The following is a 20,480-nucleotide window of genomic DNA, read 5'->3' on the forward strand; positions in this document are numbered from 1 at the left end:
TCCACCAACCCGTATCCCGGCAGCGCCACGCGGATCCGGTTCGGCGCTCCGATGCCGCAACGCCTTGGTTTCTGCGACGGATCCAGTCGTGCGAGGGCTGTACCCGGATACACAACCCGATCGCCGGGCCCGGTCCGTCGTGTGCAGACCGGACCTGGCTGGTCTTCGGGGGCAAACGCGTATTCAGTGGGTCGGGCGAGTTGCCGTGGTTAAGACGAATGTCCTGATCAGACGGTATTGCTGGATACTGGAACTACAGACGTCGCGGACTGCGCGGTTCCGTGGGTAACGACCGCGCAACCTGGGACGGGTGTCGCGCAACATCGCGGCAACCCACGGCTTCTACTGTGGCGGTAGCGGTAGTGGAGCGAGGTGTGGTGTGGATCTGGACACGATTCGAGATGTGATTGTGGCGCGGGGGCGGGCCGACCTGGCTGTTGTGGGCGGGGGTTGTGCGGTGCTCGCCGGGGGGACGTTCTTGTTCTCGGAGCCGCAGCAGGAGCTGGATCGGCTGGTCGATATAGCCGCGCTCGGGTGGGCTGCTCTGACGGAGACGGGGGAGGGGTTGGAGATCGCGGCTACCTGCACGTTGGCGGAGTTCGCCGGGGCTGGGGTCGGGCGGGAGTTGGGGGTGGCGGTGTTGCGGGTGGAGTGGCCGGGGACGGCGTTGTTCGCGCGTGCGTGTCGGGCGTTGGTGGCCTCGCACAAGATATGGCGGACGGCGACGGTGGGCGGGAATGTGTGTTTGTCGTTGCCCGCCGGGGCGGTGTTGGGGGCGCTGGTGGCATTGGACGGCGTCGCGCTGGTGTGGTCGCCGGATGGCGATGATCGGCGGATTCCCTTGCGGGAGTTCGTGCTCGGGCCGGGACGCAATGTGCTCGGTCCCGGTGAGGTGTTGCGGTCGATCACCGTTCCGACTCGAAGTCTGCACGCGCGCACCGCATTCCGGAAGATCGCGCTGGCTCCGCTCGGTCGCTCCGGTGCGGTTGTGATGGGTCGGCGCGAGGCGGACGGCCGCTGCGCACTGACCATAACCGCGGCGACGACCCGCCCCATAGTGCTGGATTTCGATGCGACGCCTGGTGATGCGGAGGTGCGGGGTGCGGTAGCAGCCATCGACCCGACACTGTGGTTCGACGATCCGCACGGAGCACCGGACTGGCGTCGCCATGTCGCCGGTGTGCTCGCTCGCGAGGTCGCGGCCGAGCTACGCACCGAAGCCGGTGATGGGCAATGAGATTCGAGGTCGATGGTCGCTTGGTGCAGGCCGAACCTCGTCCGGGGCAATGCCTGCGTACGCTGTTGCGCGAACACGGCCATTTCGCGGTGAAAAAAGGTTGTGATGCGGGCGATTGCGGTGCGTGCACCGTGCAACTGGACGGTGTGCCGGTGCACTCGTGCATCATTCCCGCCTATCGTGCCGCGGACCGCTCCATCACCACCGCTTCCGGCCTCGGTACCGCCGAAGAGCCGCACCCCGTCCAGCAGCGGTTCGTGGACTCGGCGGCCTTCCAATGCGGTTTCTGCACCGCGGGCATGGTGGTCACCGCCGCGGGTCTCGGCTGCGGTGGCCGGAGCGCCCCGGATCCCGAGGCACTGCCAGAGCTCATGAAGGGAAATCTCTGTCGCTGCACCGGATATAGCACGATTGCCGATGCCCTGGGCGCTGCTTCCCCCTCGGATCCTGATGGCGTATCGGCGCATGGTGCGGACGCGACCATATACCTGAACCCTGCTGCTCGGCACGTCTCATCGGAGGAGGCCACTGGACGAGCGGGCACCGGTGTCGGCGCGCCCGCCGGACCTCGAATTGTCACGGGTGCAGAACCCTTCACCTTCGACGTCAGCCCCGAGGGCGAGGACGCACCTCCGACGGCCCCGCTACATATCGCCGTCCTGCCGAGCCCGCACCCCCACGCGCGAATCGTCTCCATCGACACCTCGGCCGCCGAAAACCTGCCGGGCGTGTATGCGGTGCTCACCTACGCGGACGCCCCCGATCTCGCCTTTTCCACCGCACGCCACGAACTGCGAGTCGACGATCCGGATGACACCTATGTGCTGGATCGCACGGTGCGATTCATCGGACAGCGGGTCGCCGCCGTGGTGGCGCAGAGCCTGGATATCGCCCGCGCAGGTTGCCGAGCACTACAGGTCGAATACGAAATCCTGCCGGCGGTATTCGATCCGGCCGATGCATTGCTTTCGGACGCGCCGAAACTGCATGCCGATAAACCGGATTCGGCTCGTATCGCCGATCCAGAACGCAATCTGATCGCCGAGATCAACGGTGCGGTCGGTGACGTCGAGGCGGGCCTCGCCGCGGCGGCACAGGTGGTCAGTGGTGTCTGGCACTCCCCGCGGGCCCAGCACGTACATCTGGAAACCCACGGCGGTATCGGCTGGTTGGACGCGGACGGCAGGCTGGTCATCCGCTGCAGCACACAGGTCCCGTTCCTGGTGCGCGACGAGGTGTGCCAGATATTCGGGCTACCGCGTGACCGGGTGCGCGTATTCGCCAAGCGCGTGGGCGGTGGATTCGGCGCCAAACAGGAGATGCTGGCCGAGGACCTGATAGCGCTGGCGGTACTGCGCACCGGTCGTCCCGTGCAATACGAATTCACCCGCTCCGATGAATTCACCAGCGCCACTTGCCGTCATCCGATGCGGGTGGCGGTCACCGCGGGCGCGAATGCCGACGGCGTGCTGACCGCACTGTCGATCGACGTGCTCGCCGATGCCGGTGCCTACGGCAATCACAGTGCGGGCGTGCTGTTCCACGGCGTCGGCGAATCCATCGAGGTCTACCGTTGCGCCAATAAGCGCGTCGAGGCGAAGACGGTCTACACCAACAACATTCCCTCCGGCGCATTCCGCGGCTACGGCCTCGGCCAGATCATCTTCGGCGTCGAATCGGCCATGGATGAACTGGCGCGCGCGCTCGATATCGACCCGTTCGAATTCCGCCGCCGCAATGTCATCGTCCCCGGCGACGCATTCGTCGGCGCGGAAGTGGGCGACAGCGATCTGGACTTCGGCAGCTACGGCCTCGATCAATGCCTCGACCTCGCCGAACGATCCTTGCTGCGCGGCAATGGTGTTCGCGCTCCCGGTCCGCAATGGCGCGTAGGTACCGGTATGGCGCTGGCCATGATCGCCACCATCCCACCGCGCGGCCACCGCTCCGAGGCAACCGTCGCCTTGCTCCCCGACGGACGCTACGAACTCCGGGTCGGCACAGTCGAATTCGGCAACGGCACCACAACAGTGCACGCCCAACTCGCGGCAACGGCACTGCACACCGACATGCGCCGCATTGTGATCCGGCAATCGGACACCGATGTCGTCGGCCACGACACCGGCGCCTTCGGATCCACCGGCATCACCGTCGCGGGCAAGGCCTCCTATGCCGCAGCCGTGGCATTGCGCGAGCACATCCTGGTCCGGGCCGCCAAGCTGACCGGTCGCGCCGAAGCGGAGTGCGTCCTGGTTGCCGATGGCGTCCGCTGCGGCGATCGACTGATCGGCGCCACCGAGCTCCTGGCCGACGGCGAGTTGTCCGGACACGGCGAACACGCGGGCAGCCCGCGATCGGTCAGCTTCAATGTGCAGGCATTCCGGGTCGCCGTGCAGCCCGAGACCGGGTTGGTGCGCATCCTGCAATCCGTCCAGGCCGCCGACGCGGGCACGGTGCTCAATCCGGTGCAATGCCGCGGCCAGGTGGTCGGCGGCGTGGCGCAAGCCATCGGCACCGCGCTCTACGAGGACATGCGCTGCGCGCAAGGCGAGGTAACCACGCGGACGCTGCGGCACTATCACATCCCGCAGTTCGCCGATCTGCCGCACACCGAGGTCTACTTCGCCGAAACCGCCGATGACCTGGGCCCGCTCGGCGCCAAGTCGATGAGCGAATCCCCGTACAACCCGGTCGCCCCCGCCTTGGCGAATGCCATCCGCGATGCTGTCGGGGTACGACAGACCGGTTTGCCGATGACGGCGGACCGGATCTGGCGCGCCCTTCAGGAAGGAGACCAGGGGTGAGCACTCAGCGACGTGAGCGTCAGGCCCGGAGGAGGCAGCGTGCGTAACCACCCGGGTCCGGGAAACACAGCGCCGGCGAGCGGCGCAAATTCGACACGGCTACCCGAGAACGCCCGCGCTCGCATCGACGCGATGCTCGACACGGTCGACGCCGAGTTGCGGACCCGGTATCCGGGCTCCGACGGCCGGGTCCAGCCGATCCACACCGCCTACGTCCCCGCCGACCGGGCCACGGCCACGACCCCCGTCGAATGGGGTGCGGCGGCGATAGAACTGCTCGATCGCCACCATGATCTGCTCGCCGGAATCGACGGCACAGCCGCGCTGCCCGCCGTGCGCAGCCAACTCGAGCAGCGGCCGATCCAGGATCTGCGCATCGACTTCGAAGACGGTTACGGATTCCGCGCCGACGCCGAGGAGGACCAGGCCGCCACCGATGCCGGCGCGACACTCGCCGCGTGGGCGCAGCAACCCGGTGGGCCGACCAGCTTCGGCATCCGGATGAAGGGCTTGGCGGGTATCGAACGCACTCGCGCCCTGCGCACCCTCGAGCTGGTCTTGGATGCCGCGGGCGGTGTGCCGCGGGGTTTCGTCTTCACCGTCCCGAAAATCCGTGCGGCGCACCAGGCTGCGGCGCTGGTCACCCTGTGTGACGGACTCGAGCGCGGCTGCGGGCTCGATGCGGGCACCCTGCGATTCGAACTGCAGATCGAGAGCCCGCAGGCGATTATCGCCGCCGACGGCAGCGTCCCGGTCGCCAAGATGCTTCGCATGTCCGAAGGCCGTTGCAGTGCTTTGCATTTCGGCACCTATGACTACACCGCAGCGTGCGGTATCGCCGCACCCGATCAGGCGCTCGACCATCCGACGGCGGACTACGCGAAGTCGATCATGCAGGTGGCCGCGGCCCAGACGGGTGTGTGGATCTGTGACGGCTCCACCCAGATCGTGCCGGACCGCGATCCGGAATCCGCACTGCGCAACCATCATCGGCTTGTCGGCCGGGCGCTGCGCCTGGGTTACTACCAGGGCTGGGACATGCATCCGGGCCACCTGATCACCCGCTGGCTGGCCACCTACGAATTCTTCCGTCGCGCCATCGACGTCGCGGTGCCACGTCTGGTCGCCTACCTCGACCGGCGCTGCGGCGGCGTCATGGACGAGCCCGCCACCGCGGAAGCCTTGGCGGCCACCGTTTTACGCGGCCTGAACTGCGGCGCACGCACCGCCGATGAGCTGCGCGCGCTCGCACCGGTACTGACTCCCGGGGTGCTGCGGGCACTCGTCGCGCGCGAGCCGATTCCGCAGGAGACGCTGTGAACTACGCAGGAGGTGTAATGAGTGGAGCATCGCGTAGCGATTCCGTGGACGGTGATCGGCGGGCGACGGGTGGGCCCGACGCCGCAGTTTTCACGCAGCTGCCCGACCTTGCCGTCCGGGCGCTCGGCGGCTCGGTCATCTGGGCCAACGACGAATTCTTCGCCGAGAAAGAGAATTTGATCAATCCGGGACCGTCGGAATACCGACCGTCGACCTTCGGACACAAGGGCCAGATCTACGACGGCTGGGAAACCCGCAGGCACCGCGGCCGCCCCGGCGACGATTGCGCCATCGTGCGGCTGGGCGTACCCGGCGTGATCCGCGGCATCGTGGTGGACACCGCCTGGTTCAAGGGCAACTATCCGCCCGCGGTTTCGCTCTCAGCACTCGAGATCGACGGCTATCCATCCGCGGAAACCATCGCCGAGCGCGACGACTGGGTGACCCTGATCGACCGGGCCCCGGTAACCGGTGACAGCCGCAATCCATTCTCGATCGAGAACGAAAACCGTTGGACCCATGTGAAACTCACCATGCACCCGGACGGCGGCGTCGCCCGGCTGCGCGTGCACGGCGAGGGCAGGCCCGACCCGAATCTGCTCGGCCTTGGCCCACTGGACCTGGCCGCCCTGGAAAACGGCGCCCTGGTCCTCGACTGTTCCAACCGCTTCTACAGTTCGCCGAACCAACTGCTCTACCCGGGTCTCGCGCGAAAAATGGGTGACGGCTGGGAAACCGCCCGCCGCCGCGACGACAGCAACGACTGGGTGCGGATCCGGCTGGCCGGACCCGGCCTCATCCGCCTCGCGGAGATCGATACGTCGTACTTCCTCGGTAATAGCCCAGGCTCGGCCCGACTCACCGGCCGCACCACCGACGGCACCGAACTCGAATTGCTCCCGCGCACCGAACTGCTGCCCGATACCAGGCACCGCTTCGTGATTGCGCCGATGGCGGCCTCGGTGGAGGAGGTCCGACTGGATATATACCCGGACGGCGGGCTCGCACGGCTGCGCCTCTACGGCGAACTCGGGGGCTGAGTGGCATGGGTGAACGAGATTTCGTCGGCTACGGCGCGACGCCACCGGATCCGCAGTGGCCCGATGGTGCGAAGATCGCGGTCCAGTTCGTCCTCAATTACGAAGAGGGCGCGGAGCACAATGTGCTCGACGGCGATCCGCATTCGGAGACTTTTCTCTCGGAAATGACTCCCGCGCAAGCGTTTCCGAATCGCCACATGAGCATGGAATCGCTCTACGAATACGGCTCTCGCGCCGGACTGTGGCGCGTACTGCGCGTCTTCGCACGCCGCGACCTACCGCTGACCATCTTCGCCGTCGCCCACGCTATGCAGCGAAATCCGGAGGCGGTGGCGGCCTTTCAGGAACTCGGTCACGAAATCGCCAGTCACGGCCTGCGCTGGCAGTCCTACCAACTCACCGACCGCGACATCGAGCGCGAGCATATGGCCGAGGCCGTGCGCATCCTCACCGAACTAACCGGCGCGGCCCCGCTCGGTTGGTACACCGGCCGCGATTCACCGCACACCAGGGAACTGGTGGTCGAACACGGCGGTTTCGTCTACGACTCGGACTCCTACGCCGACGATCTCCCGTACTGGGTCACCGTGCGTGGCAGGAACCACCTGGTCGTCCCGTACACCCTCGACACCAACGACATGCGCTTCGCCTCACCCGCGGGCTTCCCGAGCGGCGAACAATTCTTCGCCCACCTCCGCGACGCCTTCGATGTGCTCTATCGCGAAGGCGCGGAGGGCAGTCCGAAGATGCTGTCGATCGGTCTGCACTGTCGTCTGGTCGGCCGTCCGGCTCGCATAGCCGCCCTCGAGCACTTCCTCGACCATGTCCAGTCTCATAACGATGTCTGGATCACCCGACGCATCGATATCGCCGAACACTGGCACCGTACCCACCAACCGATCGGCCGCGACTAGCGGCAGCGAGTGTGCCCGACAACCGCGCAAATTCCGCGGTGATGACACCGAAGGCGGTTACGGATAGGTCGTTCGGATCGCGTCAGGCAAACTGATTGCGGACGAACGACAGCGAATTCGCCAATGACGCGTTGACCGTCCCGTCGTGATCGTAGGGGTAGACGTAGAACGTGACCGGCTGCTGATTGGCCGCGAGCACTGCGGCGAACCGCAGTGTCTGCGGGGCGATCACATCCGTATCGAGCAGGCCCTGGCCCAGGAACAGTGGCTTGTCGTAACCGGATTCGGGCAGGCCCATATACCCGGATAACAGTCCGTGCAGGTTCGGAATCTGTGCGAGCGGCCGTGCGAACAGGTCGCCGACCAGCACGTCGTTCGCGCCCAGCGCGTCGGCCAGCGGGGTGACGCACATCTCGCGGGCCCGGCCGAGCCATTCGCGGCCGGAGTCGGTCAGGACGGACTCGATGTCAAGCTGCGGATAGGTCGTGCGCAACCCGTTCAGGATGTAGAGCAGGTACGCGGTGCTGTGGTGGTTCAACTCGACAGCTGGCACCTGCGGCCCGAGCAGCTGCAGTATGTCTTCGATATACGCGGGTACGCCGGTGCCGACCGCGCCGCGGTAATCGAGTTCCGGTCCGCCGAATTCGGTCGCGTACCGGGCGGTGAACACGGCCGCACCGCCGCCCTGTGACTGCCCGACGACCATCCACCTCTTCGCCAGCGACGAGTACTGTCTGGTCGCGGCCTTGACCGCGTCGACGACATTGTGTGCTTCCACGCGTCCATCGAGGTAGGGATGGTCGCCCGGCGTACCGAGTCCGGCATAGTCCGCGGCCACGATCGCGTATCCCTGTCGCAGCCAGGTCCCCAGATACGCCCAGTCCCGTTCGACCGCGCTGGGTCCGGCGATGCTGTAGGCGCAGTTGTCGCCGAGCCCGACGGTGCCGTGCGCCCACGCGATCACCGGCCAGCCACCCTCGGGTGCCTCCCCGGGCGGGAAATAGACCGCGGCGCTGGCCACCGTCGGCGCATCGTTCGTGGTGGTCGTCGCATACAAGATGCGGCTGGAATCCACCGACCCGGGCAGCGTCGCCACCGCGGCCAGCGGCGCGACGGATTCCACCGTGCTCGGATCGGCGCTCGCCGCGGGCGACTGCACGCCAAGGCCACATACGACGGCAACGGCGAGCCACAGTTTCCGCATAAAAAGCTCCTCTCGGACGCTGAGCGTCTCTCCCCGATGGACTCGGTCCGTCAATCGAACCATCGCGCCCATCTCGAGGTGGCGGGGACCACACAGACGCTTGTGAAGGTGCTCACAACCCGGAATGCCGAGCGCGTCGGATGGCGGGCCGGGGAGCGATCGCAAACAGTACGAGCGTTACGCTAAAACCGCACGTCAGAGCTACCGGCGGGTAGGTTGCATGCTTGCAATTCGCAGGCAAATTTCGCAAGGTTAGCAAAGGCCGGTCGAAACCTAGCTCCGATTCACACTTGCAACAGGTAGACGGCTATTTCCTGGTGTGCAATCGTGTGGAAGTACACCCCATTGGCCTAGCAAGCCTGCAAATTGCCGCCACAGCAGTTCGAGCGATGCTCGACCGTGGGGCACCGAAACGAAGAAGTGGAGTCAGAGATGTCGAACGCCGGCACCCCGAAGACCGCTGCGGAGATCCAGCAGGATTGGGACACCAACCCGCGCTGGAAGGGCATCACCCGCAACTACACCGCCGAGCAGGTGTCGAAGCTGCAGGGCACCGTCGTCGAAGAGGCCACCCTCGCCCGTCGTGGCTCGGAGATCCTCTGGGATCTGGTCAACAACGAGGACTACATCAACTCCCTCGGTGCCCTCACCGGTAACCAGGCGGTTCAGCAGGTCCGTGCCGGCCTGAAGGCCATCTACCTGTCCGGTTGGCAGGTCGCCGGCGACGCGAACCTGTCCGGCCACACCTACCCGGACCAGTCGCTGTACCCGGCCAACTCGGTTCCGTCCGTGGTCCGCCGCATCAACAACGCGTTGCTGCGCGCCGACGAGATCGCCAAGGTCGAGGGCGACACCTCCGTCTCCAACTGGCTGGCCCCGATCGTCGCCGACGCCGAGGCCGGCTTCGGTGGCGCGCTGAACGCCTACGAACTGCAGAAGGCCATGATCGCCGCCGGTGCCGCCGGTGTGCACTGGGAAGACCAGCTGGCCTCCGAGAAGAAGTGTGGCCACCTGGGCGGCAAGGTGCTGATCCCGACCCAGCAGCACATCCGCACCCTGACCTCCGCGCGTCTGGCCGCCGACGTCGCCGACGTGCCGTCGGTGATCATCGCCCGCACCGACGCCGAGGCCGCCACCCTGATCACCTCGGACGTGGACGAGCGCGACCGTGAGTTCCTGGACGGCACCCGCACCGCCGAGGGCTTCTTCGGTGTGAAGAACGGCATCGAGCCCTGCATCGCGCGCGCCAAGGCCTACGCCCCCTACGCCGACCTCATCTGGATGGAGACCGGCGTGCCGGACCTCGAGGTCGCCCGCAAGTTCGCCGAGTCCGTCCGCAGCGAGTTCCCGGACCAGCTGCTGGCCTACAACTGCTCGCCGTCCTTCAACTGGAAGGCCCACCTGGACGACGCGACCATCGCGAAGTTCCAGCGTGAGCTCGGCGCGATGGGCTTCAAGTTCCAGTTCATCACCCTGGCCGGCTTCCACTCGCTCAACTACGGCATGTTCGACCTGGCCCACGGCTACGCCCGCGAGGGCATGACCGCCTTCGTCGACCTGCAGGAGCGCGAGTTCAAGGCCGCCGCCGAGCGTGGATTCACCGCCATCAAGCACCAGCGTGAGGTCGGTGCCGGCTACTTCGACACCATCGCCACCACCGTGGACCCGAACACCTCGACGGCGGCCCTGAAGGGTTCCACCGAAGAGGGCCAGTTCCACTGATACATGGCGGCGCTCCGCGCCGCGTGTTCGCGGCCCCCAAGGCTCGCTTCCGAGCACTCGAGACTCGCGCCTTCGGCGCATGCGCTTCGAGTACTCGGAAGCGAGCCGGCCGCGAACGGGCTCGTCGGGCTCGCCCCGTACGGGGGTACGGAAGCCCTCGACGTCGCCACACCGTGTTTGCACAGGGAATTGAGGTTCCCAACGTGAATACCGCTAATCCTCTACTCCAGTAGGGGTGTACCGCCCTCCCGGCTGAACAGCCCCGGCCGGGAGGGCATCCCTATACCTTGGACCATCGAAGGCTGGCTCTTATCGGAGCACCCTTCGTCATCAGCCACCCGACAGCCAGACAAAAACAGCAGGAGCGGGACGTGAGCAGCGAGAAGATTCAGCGCGTCGGCATCATCGGTGCCGGACAGATGGGTGCCGGAATCGCGGAAGTGTGTGCGCGGGCGCATATCGATGTGCTCGTCTACGAACAGACCCGGGAGCTAGCCGCCGCGGGCCGCGCTCGCATCCTGCGCTCGCTGGATCGCGGCGTGAGTAGCGGCAAGATCACCGAGCGCGAGCGCGAACAGGCCGCATGGCGGCTGCGGTTCACCTCCGACCTCGGCGATTTCGCCGACCGCCAGCTGGTGGTCGAGGCGGTGCTCGAGGACGAGAAGGTGAAGACCGCCATCTTCGCCGAACTCGACAAGGTCGTCACCGATCCGGACGCCGTGCTGGCCTCCAACACCTCCTCCATCCCGATCATGAAGATCGCCGTCGCCACCGCCAACCCGGAGCGCGTGGTCGGCATGCACTTCTTCAACCCGGTGCCGGTGCTGCCGCTGGTCGAGCTGGTCACCACGTTGAAGACCAGCGCGGCCGTGTCCGCGAGGGCCGAGGCCTTCGCCGGCGAGGTGCTCGGCAAGCAGGTCGTGCGCTCGGCCGACCGCTCCGGCTTCGTGGTGAACGCGCTGCTGGTTCCGTACCTGCTCTCGGCCATCCGGATGGTCGAATCCGGCTTCGCCACCAAGGAAGACGTCGACAAGGCGATGGTGCTCGGCTGCGCCCACCCGATGGGTCCGCTGGCGCTCACCGACCTGGTCGGCCTCGACACCGTGAAATCCATTGCCGACTCCATGTACCAGGAGTTCAAGGAGCCGCTGTACTCGGCGCCGCCGCTGCTGATGCGCATGGTCGAGGCCGGTCTACTCGGCAAGAAGACCGGCGCAGGTTTCTACCAGTACAAGGTCTGATAACGCGTCGCTTCTGGTCTGATACCGCGGTGGTGGCGCCACTCGGACGAGAGCCATCAGACGTCGCAAATCAGACAGAGTAGACGCTGTCAGCGGATTAGTCTGTTGAAGACGTGCTGTCGTGGGCGCCTGCCACTGTTATGCCCTACGCAAGCACCACGGAGCGAGTCTTACGAGCGACCGTTCGCGGCCCGTCTCGCGTCCGAGCCGTCGAAGCGCATGCGCCGCAGGCGCGAGTCTCGTCGGCTCGGACGCGAGACACCAGGGGGCCGCGAACACGCCGCGCCGCAGGCGCGGCCAATCAACACAGCAAGGGAGTGCCCCGCTCATGGTGAACGTTCAGGACGGTTACGGATCCAGCATTCTCGGCTACCCGAGGATCGGGCCGCACCGGGAACTCAAGCGGGCCCTCGAGGGCTATTGGCGTGGTGGGGTTTCGCGCGACGAACTGCTCGCGGTCGGGCGCGATATCCAGGAGCGGCAGTACAACGGGTTGGCCGCCACCGGGCTGACCCAGGTGCCGGGCAACACCTTCTCCTTCTACGACCACATTCTCGACAATGCGCTGCTGTTCGGTGCGGTGCCCGCGCGGTTCAAGCCCTACCAGGACGAGTTGCATCCGCTGGACTTCTACTTCCTGATGGCGCGCGGTCGGCCGGATCTGCCGCCGCTGGAGCTGGTGCGGTTCTTCGGTACGAATTACCACTACCGCCAGCCCGAGCTCGACGAGAACACCGAATTCTCGCTGCACCCAGAGGCTTTGCTCGACGAATGGGATCGCGCCAAGGCCGGTGATATCGAGTTGCGTCCGGTGGTGGTCGGCCCGGTGTCGCTGCTGCTGCTGTCCAAGGCGGGCCATATCCCCGGTGAGGCAGGCGGTTTCGACACGCTGAGCCTGTTGGACAAGCTGCTTCCGGTGTACGAGGAGCTGTTCGAGATCCTCGCCAAGCGCGGGTCCACCTGTGTGCAGTTGGACGAGCCGTGCTTCACCAGTGAGCGCACGCCTGCGGAACTCGCCGCGTTCGAGCGTGCCTACCAACGACTTTCGACCTCTGCCCTGCGTCCGCGCATGCTCGTCACCGGGCAATACGGTGATTTCGGTGAGGCGCTGCGCATCCTGGCCGAGACCAATGTCGAGGCCATCGGACTGGATCTGGCCAGTTATCGGATCCAGCCGGAAGAGCTCGCCGAGATTCCCGGCATTCGGCGTAAGCGCCTGTACGCGGGCGTGATCAGCGGTCACAATGTCTGGCGCGCGGATCGTTATGTGACGCTGGAATACCTCAACGAGCTGGCCAAGGTGTGCCCCGATCTGGTGGTGTCCACCGGCACGACACTGCTGCATGTGCCCTATGACGTGCTCGCCGAATACGAAATCGAGGGCAATGTCGCCGACCGCCTCGCCTTCGCGCGACAGAAGGTGGGCGAGGTGGTTTCGCTCGCCAAGGCGCTCACCGAGGGACCGTCGGACAAGTGGCGCAAGCGGCCGACCGAGGTGCATTTCAAGCAGAAACACGCGGTGCGGCAACGGGTTTACGCGATCACGCCCGGCATGCGCTCGCGCGAACCGTACGAGGTGCGCCGCGAAGCTCAGCAGCGCAAGCTGAATCTGCCGCCGGTGCCCGCGACCACACTGGGTTCCTTCCCGCAGACGAACAAGATTCGTCAGGCGCGCTACGACCTGGGCGAGGGCAAACTGTCCTACGACGAATACCGCAAGAAGATCGAGGCCGAGATCGAGGCCACGATCCGCCTGCAGGAGGACATCGGCCTGGATGTGCTCGTGCACGGTGAGCATGAGCGCAACGACATGATCCAGTACTTCGCCGAGCTGCTCGACGGCTTCGCGACCACCCACTTCGGCTGGGTGCAGGTGTACGGATCCCGTTGTGTGCGACCGCCGATCATCTACGGTGACGTGTCGCGGCCCGCGCCGATGTCGGTCGAGTGGATCAGCTATGCCCAGTCGTTGACCGATAAGCCGGTCAAGGGCATGGTGACCGGTCCGGTCACTATGATCGCGCGTTCGTTCGTGCGCCAGGATCAGCCGCTGTACGAGACCGCCGATCAGGTCGCGCTTGCCATTCGCGATGAGGTCGTGGATCTGGAACGGGCCGGGATTTCGATCATCCAGGTCGACGAGCCCGCCATTCGCGAGCTGCTACCCATGCGACCGCACGGGCGCGCCGAATATCTGCGGTGGGCGGTCGCGGCGTTCCGCCTGGCCACCTCCGGCGTCAAGCCGGAGACCCAGATTCATACGCATATCGGTTATTCCGGTCGCACCGAGGTGGTCGACGCGATCGAGGAACTCGACGCCGATGTCACCGCGATCGTCGCGACCCGCTCGATCGAATGGGTGCTCAAGGCGCTCAAGGAAGATTCCGTATCGGGTCACGGCCTGAGTCACGGCGTCGGTCCCGGTGTCTACGAGAGCCGTTCGGCGCGGATCCCGGATATCGATGAGCTCGACGAATTGCTTACGGCCGCGGCCGAAGCCATCAGTCCGGAACGCCTGTGGGCGAATCCGGACGGCGGTCTGAAGACCCGGCACTACTGGCAGCTCGAGCCCTCGCTGCGCAATATGGTCGCGGCCGCTCGCCGCGTTCGCCGGCGGGCCGCGCCGACGGAGTAATACCGAAGACGAAGGCCGCCGCCATGTCTCGGACGTGGCGGCGGTCTTTTGCGGCTCGGTGATGAATGCCATATCAAATCGGTACAGTGCGTACTGTATCGTTGAGATATGGCTGAGCAGACATGGCCCGAGTCGTTGCCGGTGGCCCAGGTTCGAATTGCCAGGCCCACCGATCGATTGGTAGAGGTCGTGCGGTTCTACGTCGAGGGGTTGGGACTGCGCGAGCTCTACCGATTCGAAAATCACGCGGGCTACGACGGTGTGATGCTCGGATTGCCGGGCACCGGATATCACCTGGAATTCACCACCCACGTGGACGGCAGTCCCGGCGATGCGCCGAGCGCGGAAAACCTGCTGGTGCTCTACTTTTCGACCGAAACCCAGATGTACGACGTCGCACAGCGCCTCGGTGAATTCGGCGTGCAGCCGGTCCCCGCCGAGAATCCGTACTGGGCGGCCAACGGCGGCTTGACCTTTCCGGATCCGGACGGTTGGCGAGTCGTCCTGATGCCGCGTCCAGTGTTCTGATGCCGGGACGCGCCCGCGAAGACCGCATAGATACCGCGGTGCTCGCCGCGACTCGAGAGCTGTTGGACGAGAACGGCTATGCCGAACTGTCCATCGGCCAGGTCGCGGCCAGAGCCGGACTGCACCGCCCGGCGATCTACCGCCGCTGGCCCTCGAAACGTCACCTCGTTGTCGATGTCGTCGCCGACCTACTGGGACTGCGACCAACTCCGAACACCGGCGACCTGCGCGCCGATCTGACCATCGCAATGCGCAATCTGGTTGCCGCACTACGCGATACCTCGCTGAACCACGTCCTTCCCGCCCTGGTGGCGGATCTCGCCAACGACCCGGAACTACGCGCGCATTTCCTTGCAACGGTATTCGAACCACGCAGACGAAGTACCGCGATCGCCCTGGAGTCGGCCATCCACCGTGGTGATATCGATCCGGGTGTCGACCTCGATTTCGTCCTCGACGCGGTCGCCGCCCCGATCTACTACCGCGCCCTCTTCGGCCATCTACCGCTGAACGAAACCCTCGCCGACCAGTCGGTCGATGCCGTGCTGCGCGCTATCGCTCGCTGACCCAGCCGAGTCTGCGCCGGAATCGGCGGGCGACTGTCGGTGTTGATCTGATGGGCCGGGCAGCTCGTCTACCAACCGGGCACCGGTGTACAGGGCGCGCGGTGAATCGACAGGGTGCCCGGCGTGCCGCTGTCAAGACACGGATCGGGAGCCAACGCCATGCCTTTGAGAGAAACAGTCGGTGAGAGCAAGGGCCTTCGGCTCGGTATCGCACCGCATGGGTTATGGCCCGAGAACGCCGACGACCTCGACGATGTCGTCGAAACCGCTCGTACCGCAGAGCAATTGGGCTTCGATCATATTGTCGCAGGCAGCCATGTGCTGGCTGGTGAGCTGGGTGTCACGCATGAGCCGCTGATCATGCTGTCGGCCATCGCCGGCGCGACCTCGCGCATCGGCATCGCGACCAGCGTGCTGATCCTGCCGCTGTACAACCCGGTCGTGCTGGCCCATCAGACCGCGACACTCGACCGACTGTCGCGCGGGCGGTTTGCGCTCGGCGTCGGAACCGGTTGGGACCGTGCGGAATTCGATGCCGTGGGAGTGCCATTCAAGGAACGCGGCAAGCTCACAGGCGAGCATCTGGAAGTGCTGGCCGCGTTGTGGCGAGGTGAGGCCGAGCCACGGCTCGGTATCGCGCCGCGCACGGCCGGTGGACCACCAGTTTGGGTCGGCGGAAGCAGCGATGCCGCACTGCGCAGAGCCGTGCGCTTCGGCAGCGCATGGCACGGTCCGGTCGCCGATCCGGCCGAGCTGCGGCGAATCCACAACCGGCTCACCGAGCTCGCCGAAGCATCCGCCATCGAGCGGCAGCCGCTGCGACTGACTTCGGTCGCCTTCGTGGTCCCACCCGGATTCACCGCCATCGGCCGCGATCCAGGACGGTTGCTCGGTGGCGGGCAGCCGACGGCCGCAAGCATCGTCGACGAACTCGGTGCCCTCCACGAAGCCGGACTGCACGCCTGCTCGATCTGGCTGCCGGTGCCCGGTCCCGCATTCGCCGAGGCCGTGGCCTGGGTGGCCCAGGAAGTGCTGCCGCAACTCGACGAGCGCTGACCACTGCTGGTCAGTGACTGAGTGTGGCCACGACGAGCATGAATATCGCGCCGGTGACGGTGCAGGCCAGGGTCAGTCGGGACGGGTGTTCGGCGTGGGCCTCGGGGAGGATGTCAGCGGTGGCGAGGTAGAGCAGGAAACCGGCGAAGTAGCCGAGGTAGAGGCCCACGGTTGCGGCCGGAACCCGGATGACGGTGCCGATCACCGCACCGACTACCGGGGCGATGGCGTCCAACGTGAGCAGGATCAGCGCGCGTCGGTGGGCGCTGCCGTACAGCGTGGTGATGGTGAAAGTGTTGAAGCCATCGGCGAAGTCGTGACAGATGACGGCGATGGCGACCGCGATACCGACGGTGGCTCCGGCTTGGAAGCCCAAACCGATACCGAGACCGTCGAGGGTGCTGTGGAAGATCAGCCCCGCCGCGGCGAGCAGACCGACGGATTCGAAACCGTGCTTGTGTGAACCGAATTCGCCTTCATGGCCGGTGTGGATGGCGACCGCGCGCTCGATGATGTGGATGGTGACAAAACCAACGACGGTGGCGATGAGCGCCGCCGGGACACCGAGCACGATCTCCCCTGATTGCTCCAAAGCCTCCGGTAGCAGGTCGAAGAACACCACACCCAACATGACACCCGCCGCCAGTCCCAGCACCAGATGTTTGCGGTCGCCGATCCGCACCGCAACCAGCCCGCCGACCAAGGTCGAGCACATCGATACCAGCGCGAGCAGAATCGCCATCGGTCCAGCATCGGTCACTCGTCGCCGAGGCGATGCGATATTCGCGCAGTAAGTTCGCTACCTGTTCGCGAAGCCAGCGGCACGACGCATTGGCAGCGGCCGCCATTTCGGGCGCGCAGAGCGTGGATGTGGCCGAGCGGATCAACGCGTGAGCGGGCTACGGCGCACAGAGGGGTGAGCGAGCGACGATTCGCGCCCAGCGGGACCACCCGGAAGCACGCATAGACAACGGTGCGGCGGTCAAGTACCGCTCTCAGCTGGGAGCAGTGCGCCGAGAGTGCACAGACCTGCGGTGATATCGGCAGCGGTGGGGGCGTTTTCCGGGTCGACCAGGTGTTGGATCAGCAGCCCGCCGATCATGGTTTGCAGGACGGCGCCTACTTGCGGGTTCTGCCCACCGAAGAAGTCGGATAGTTCGGTGCGCGCCCGTTCCTGGGCGGCACCCAGTTCGGCGCGCAGTTCGGGGGAGTGCAGTGCCTGGGCCAGACTTTCGCCATTGGCGGTCCAAAGGGCGTGATCCTCGGTGAACGAGGTGGTCAGCTGCTGTAAGAAGTCCTGCAGTCGCGCGACCGGATCCGCGGTGTCGCGGGCGGGGAGTGAATCGAGAATCCGCTGGACCGCATCCGCGCTCGATTCCATCATCGCCTGATTGAGCAGCTTGTCGCGGGTGCCGAAGTGGTAGTTGATGGCGGCCAGGTTGGTGCCGGAGGCGGCCACGATATCCCGCACGGTGGTGCGCGCGTATCCGCGTTCGGCCAGGCACTGCTTGGCCGCGGCGAGCAGATCTTCTCGGGTTCCCACCTCATCAGCGTGGCATACATCTGTTTATGACACACGTTTCAAACAATTGTTTGTGACAAGCGTTTGAAACAACTGTATGTTGAGGGCGTAGCCTGCTCCACCACACAGAAGTACGAGACGACCAATGACCGCACAGCGACCGCTTTCTCCGTTCGAACTCACCTACTTCGGCTCCGAAACCCGACTCGGCAGCGTGCCGACCGGCGGTATGCCGCTGTTCATCGGTTCCACCGTGCACGGCCTGCTGGATGTCGAGATCCTGCGCCGAGTGCTCGACGAACTGACGGCCGACCACCCACTGCTGCGCAGCAAGCCGGTGGCCGATGCCGACGGAACCTTGTATTTCCGCCGGGACGACGCCTACCGGCCCCGCCTCGAGATAGCCGAGGGCGGTGAAGCCGAGTACCTGAATCTGGTGAACGGACCACGGGATTGGCGCGACGGCCTGTTCCGCGCCCATCTACTCCGCGACGGTGAGCGCGATCAGATCGTCCTGGTCATCCATCACGGAATCGCCGATGGCAGGTCGGCTTTCGCGCTACTCGCGCAGATGTGGCAGCGCTACACCGCGCATGCGACGGGAACCGCGCTGCCACAGGCGGATGCCGATCAGGGGTTGCCCGAGGGCATCGATATCCAACTTGCCGAGGTGGTTTCGGATGCGGAGGTAGCCGGGGCACTCGACGGGGTCCTCGCGGCGGCCTCGATGATGGGTCCGGAATCGGCTCCGCGCACCTTGCCGATCGACGGTGACGGGATCGGCGACGATCCGCTGGGCCGATTCGCGGTGCAGCGAATCGAACTGGATACCAAGGAAACCCAGATCCTGATCGACGCCGCTCGCGCGCGCGGGCTTTCGATCAACAGCCTGCTCAGCGGCGCCGCACTCGTCGCATTCCGTTCCCAGCTCGAACCTATGCGGGGAAAGCTCCCGGTATTCTGTGGCCACGCGGTGGACGTGCGATCCGAGCTGAATCCACCGCTGCCCGCGCACGCGATGCTGAATTGTGCGTCCGGTGTTGGCACCTTCGCGCTCGTCGCCGAGAATGCGAGCCCGATCGATATCGCACACGAGGTGGCCGCGGGCATGGCGACCGCATTGGAGCAGCGCGAAGCCCCAATATTTTTGCTCGCCTCACAGCGCGTCCAGGACGCGGCAATTGCCGCGATCTTCGCGGCCCCGCCGACCGTCGCCATCTCCAATATCGGTCGTCTGCCCGCACATTCGACGCCAGCCGGTATCCGCCACATTCGCGACGACGTCTACGCCATGGGCCCCGGCATGCCGCCGAAGCTCACCGCCTTCACCATCGGCGGGCGCCTGACCATCCAGGTCGAGTACGACACCGCCCAGCACAGCCGCGCCCAAATGGGCAAGGTCAGCTTGGCGCTGATCGACGCACTGCAGGGCATTCGCGCCGAATGATCACTCCAGTGACCGACCGCTTCCGCTGAGGCGAATAGTCAACTGGCGCATCCATTTCCGTTGTTTCTTCGGCGGCTGCTCGGTCTTTTCGGTATCGCTGTCCGTTTCGACCTCATAACGGCGGATATAGGCGCCCGCGAACGCCTGCACCGTCGCGGTGACCGGAATCGCCAGCAGCGCACCGGTCGGCCCGAGTATCGCCGCACCCGCAATGACCGCGCCGAATGCCACGGCCGGATGCATATCCAGCGTGGTCGCGGTGATTCTCGGTTGCAGCACATAGTTTTCGAACTGCTGGTACACCACGATGAAGCCCAGAATCCACAGCGCGGTGGACGGACCGTGCACCAGTGCGACGAGTACCGGCAGCGCACCGGCGAGATAGGTGCCGACGGTCGGAATGAACTGGGAGACAACGCCGACCCACAGCGCTAGCGCGAATGCGGAAGGCACATCGAGGATGCGCAGCGCGGCATAGTGCGCGATCGTCGAGCACAGCGCGAGCAGCCCGCGCGAATAGATATAGCCGCCGGTCTTGTCGACGGCGATATCCCAGGCGCGCAACACATGTCGCTGGTGGCGCGGCGGCAGCAACGAGCAGACCGCATTGCGGAAGCGCGGTCCGTCGGCGGCGAAGTAGTAGGTGAACAACAGCACGCCGAGGGACTGGAAGATTGCCCCGACCGCGGCGGTGCCGACACCCCAGGCATTACCGGCCAGCCCGACTAGATAGCGGTCGATGGTGGAACTCCACTCACCAAGATACTTCCGCAGATCATTGCCGGACAGATTCGTCTTGAAGTTGCGATTGGCCCAGTCGACGGCCTGATCCGCGTTTTCGGGCGCGTTCTTGACAAGGGTGGTGACCTGGTCGACCAGTAGCGCGCCGAGCGTCCACACGAATGCGACGGTGCCGACGGCCAACACCAGGAACACCACCCCGGTCGCCAACCCGCGCCGAACCCCGCGCGCGGCAAGCCAATTCACCGCTGGCTCGATGGCAAAGGCAAGGAACAGCGAAACCAGCAGCACCAGTAGGAAACCCTGCAATTTCTGCAGAATCCAGAAGCCGCACACCAGCCCGGCCACCGTCGCCGCCGCGAGCAGGAATGCTCGCAACAGCCACGGCGGCGGCCCTGCGGTCACATCGGCGATGACCACCGCCGTTTCGGCGGGTGGGGATTGCTCTTCATCCGCAGACACATCGCCAAGCTAGCGAACCGGCGACGAATCGGCGTAACGAC

Annotated in this window: 16 protein-coding genes; 12 read left to right on the forward strand and 4 right to left on the reverse strand. The window is 65.7% G+C overall.

What is annotated here, in order from left to right; translation table 11 throughout:
- The first annotated feature begins 379 nt into the window (after positions 1-379).
- The 5 genes from ACIBJI_RS00740 (at position 380) to puuE (ending at position 7,315) form a co-directional block, all read left to right on the forward strand.
- The gene (locus tag ACIBJI_RS00740; protein WP_396958269.1) at positions 380-1,237 is read left to right on the forward strand and encodes an FAD binding domain-containing protein; all 858 of its coding nucleotides are present in this window, start codon (positions 380-382) and stop codon (positions 1,235-1,237) included.
- Positions 1,234-4,041 carry a molybdopterin-dependent oxidoreductase gene (locus ACIBJI_RS00745; RefSeq protein ID WP_396958270.1) on the forward strand — a complete coding sequence of 936 codons (2,808 nt, stop codon included), beginning with the start codon at positions 1,234-1,236 and terminating at the stop codon, positions 4,039-4,041. The genes ACIBJI_RS00740 and ACIBJI_RS00745 overlap by 4 nt, the downstream gene beginning before the upstream one ends.
- Positions 4,042-4,173: 132 nt before the next feature.
- A complete protein-coding gene (locus ACIBJI_RS00750; RefSeq protein ID WP_364353413.1) occupies positions 4,174-5,361 on the forward strand; it encodes a DUF6986 family protein in 1,188 nt (395 codons plus the stop codon).
- Positions 5,362-5,378: 17 nt separating this feature from the next.
- Positions 5,379-6,401, forward strand: a complete 1,023-nt coding sequence (gene alc, locus ACIBJI_RS00755; RefSeq protein ID WP_397082620.1) for an allantoicase — start codon at positions 5,379-5,381, stop codon at positions 6,399-6,401.
- 5 nt (positions 6,402-6,406) lie between these two features.
- Complete coding sequence (puuE, locus tag ACIBJI_RS00760; RefSeq protein WP_364353406.1) at positions 6,407-7,315, forward strand: allantoinase PuuE; 909 nt, start codon at positions 6,407-6,409, stop codon at positions 7,313-7,315.
- An 82-nt stretch (positions 7,316-7,397) separates the two neighbouring features.
- Here puuE and ACIBJI_RS00765 read toward each other — a convergent pair whose 3' ends face one another.
- Positions 7,398-8,519 carry a lipase family protein gene (locus tag ACIBJI_RS00765; protein ID WP_364353403.1) on the reverse strand — a complete coding sequence of 374 codons (1,122 nt, stop codon included), beginning with the start codon at positions 8,517-8,519 and terminating at the stop codon, positions 7,398-7,400.
- Positions 8,520-8,951: 432 nt separating this feature from the next.
- Here ACIBJI_RS00765 and aceA point away from each other — a divergent pair, with 432 nt between their 5' ends.
- From aceA to ACIBJI_RS00795, 6 genes are all read left to right on the forward strand, one after another.
- Positions 8,952-10,241: an isocitrate lyase gene (gene aceA, locus ACIBJI_RS00770; RefSeq protein ID WP_364353400.1), complete on the forward strand. Its 1,290-nt coding sequence runs from the start codon at positions 8,952-8,954 to the stop codon at positions 10,239-10,241.
- 371 nt (positions 10,242-10,612) lie between these two features.
- Positions 10,613-11,482, forward strand: a complete 870-nt coding sequence (locus tag ACIBJI_RS00775; protein WP_364353397.1) for a 3-hydroxybutyryl-CoA dehydrogenase — start codon at positions 10,613-10,615, stop codon at positions 11,480-11,482.
- Positions 11,483-11,810: 328 nt separating this feature from the next.
- Positions 11,811-14,117, forward strand: a complete 2,307-nt coding sequence (gene metE, locus ACIBJI_RS00780) for a 5-methyltetrahydropteroyltriglutamate--homocysteine S-methyltransferase (RefSeq protein WP_364356388.1) — start codon at positions 11,811-11,813, stop codon at positions 14,115-14,117.
- A 108-nt stretch (positions 14,118-14,225) separates the two neighbouring features.
- On the forward strand, positions 14,226-14,645 hold the full coding sequence (locus tag ACIBJI_RS00785) for a VOC family protein (RefSeq protein ID WP_364356385.1): 420 nt from the start codon (positions 14,226-14,228) through the stop codon (positions 14,643-14,645).
- Positions 14,645-15,211, forward strand: coding sequence for a TetR/AcrR family transcriptional regulator (locus ACIBJI_RS00790; protein WP_364356382.1), 567 nt, complete (start codon positions 14,645-14,647; stop codon positions 15,209-15,211). The genes ACIBJI_RS00785 and ACIBJI_RS00790 overlap by 1 nt, the downstream gene beginning before the upstream one ends.
- A 159-nt stretch (positions 15,212-15,370) precedes the next feature.
- The gene (locus ACIBJI_RS00795; protein ID WP_364356379.1) at positions 15,371-16,267 is read left to right on the forward strand and encodes an LLM class flavin-dependent oxidoreductase; all 897 of its coding nucleotides are present in this window, start codon (positions 15,371-15,373) and stop codon (positions 16,265-16,267) included.
- Between the two features lie 10 nt (positions 16,268-16,277).
- On the opposite strand, the gene ACIBJI_RS00800 is transcribed toward ACIBJI_RS00795, so the two are convergent.
- Both ACIBJI_RS00800 and ACIBJI_RS00805 read right to left on the reverse strand, forming a co-directional pair.
- Positions 16,278-17,009, reverse strand: a complete 732-nt coding sequence (locus ACIBJI_RS00800; protein WP_364356376.1) for a ZIP family metal transporter — start codon at positions 17,007-17,009, stop codon at positions 16,278-16,280.
- Between the two features lie 240 nt (positions 17,010-17,249).
- The gene (locus tag ACIBJI_RS00805; protein WP_397082623.1) at positions 17,250-17,810 is read right to left on the reverse strand and encodes a TetR/AcrR family transcriptional regulator; all 561 of its coding nucleotides are present in this window, start codon (positions 17,808-17,810) and stop codon (positions 17,250-17,252) included.
- Positions 17,811-17,934: 124 nt separating this feature from the next.
- Between ACIBJI_RS00805 and ACIBJI_RS00810 the strand changes: the two genes are divergently transcribed.
- Complete coding sequence (locus ACIBJI_RS00810) at positions 17,935-19,236, forward strand: hypothetical protein (protein WP_364356370.1); 1,302 nt, start codon at positions 17,935-17,937, stop codon at positions 19,234-19,236.
- Here the strand turns inward: ACIBJI_RS00810 and ACIBJI_RS00815 are convergent, their stop codons facing one another.
- Positions 19,237-20,439, reverse strand: coding sequence for an AI-2E family transporter (locus ACIBJI_RS00815; RefSeq protein WP_364356367.1), 1,203 nt, complete (start codon positions 20,437-20,439; stop codon positions 19,237-19,239).
- Positions 20,440-20,480 lie beyond the last annotated feature (41 nt).

Source organism: Nocardia sp. NPDC050408, assembly GCF_044458905.1.
Classification (GTDB): domain Bacteria; phylum Actinomycetota; class Actinomycetes; order Mycobacteriales; family Mycobacteriaceae; genus Nocardia.

Excerpts from the sequence above, each read along its gene's own strand:
- ACIBJI_RS00795 (WP_364356379.1), top strand. The coding sequence starts at position 15,371 with ATGCCTTTGAGAGAAACAGTCGGTGAGAGCAAGGGCCTTCGGCTCGGT.
- puuE (WP_364353406.1), top strand. The coding sequence starts at position 6,407 with ATGGGTGAACGAGATTTCGTCGGCTACGGCGCGACGCCACCGGATCCG.
- ACIBJI_RS00790 (WP_364356382.1), top strand. The coding sequence starts at position 14,645 with ATGCCGGGACGCGCCCGCGAAGACCGCATAGATACCGCGGTGCTCGCC.
- aceA (WP_364353400.1), top strand. The coding sequence starts at position 8,952 with ATGTCGAACGCCGGCACCCCGAAGACCGCTGCGGAGATCCAGCAGGAT.
- ACIBJI_RS00785 (WP_364356385.1), top strand. The coding sequence starts at position 14,226 with ATGGCTGAGCAGACATGGCCCGAGTCGTTGCCGGTGGCCCAGGTTCGA.
- metE (WP_364356388.1), top strand. The coding sequence starts at position 11,811 with ATGGTGAACGTTCAGGACGGTTACGGATCCAGCATTCTCGGCTACCCG.
- ACIBJI_RS00750 (WP_364353413.1), top strand. The coding sequence starts at position 4,174 with ATGCTCGACACGGTCGACGCCGAGTTGCGGACCCGGTATCCGGGCTCC.
- ACIBJI_RS00800 (WP_364356376.1), bottom strand. The coding sequence starts at position 17,009 with ATGGCGATTCTGCTCGCGCTGGTATCGATGTGCTCGACCTTGGTCGGC.
- alc (WP_397082620.1), top strand. The coding sequence starts at position 5,379 with ATGAGTGGAGCATCGCGTAGCGATTCCGTGGACGGTGATCGGCGGGCG.
- ACIBJI_RS00745 (WP_396958270.1), top strand. The coding sequence starts at position 1,234 with ATGAGATTCGAGGTCGATGGTCGCTTGGTGCAGGCCGAACCTCGTCCG.
- ACIBJI_RS00810 (WP_364356370.1), top strand. The coding sequence starts at position 17,935 with ATGACCGCACAGCGACCGCTTTCTCCGTTCGAACTCACCTACTTCGGC.
- ACIBJI_RS00765 (WP_364353403.1), bottom strand. The coding sequence starts at position 8,519 with ATGCGGAAACTGTGGCTCGCCGTTGCCGTCGTATGTGGCCTTGGCGTG.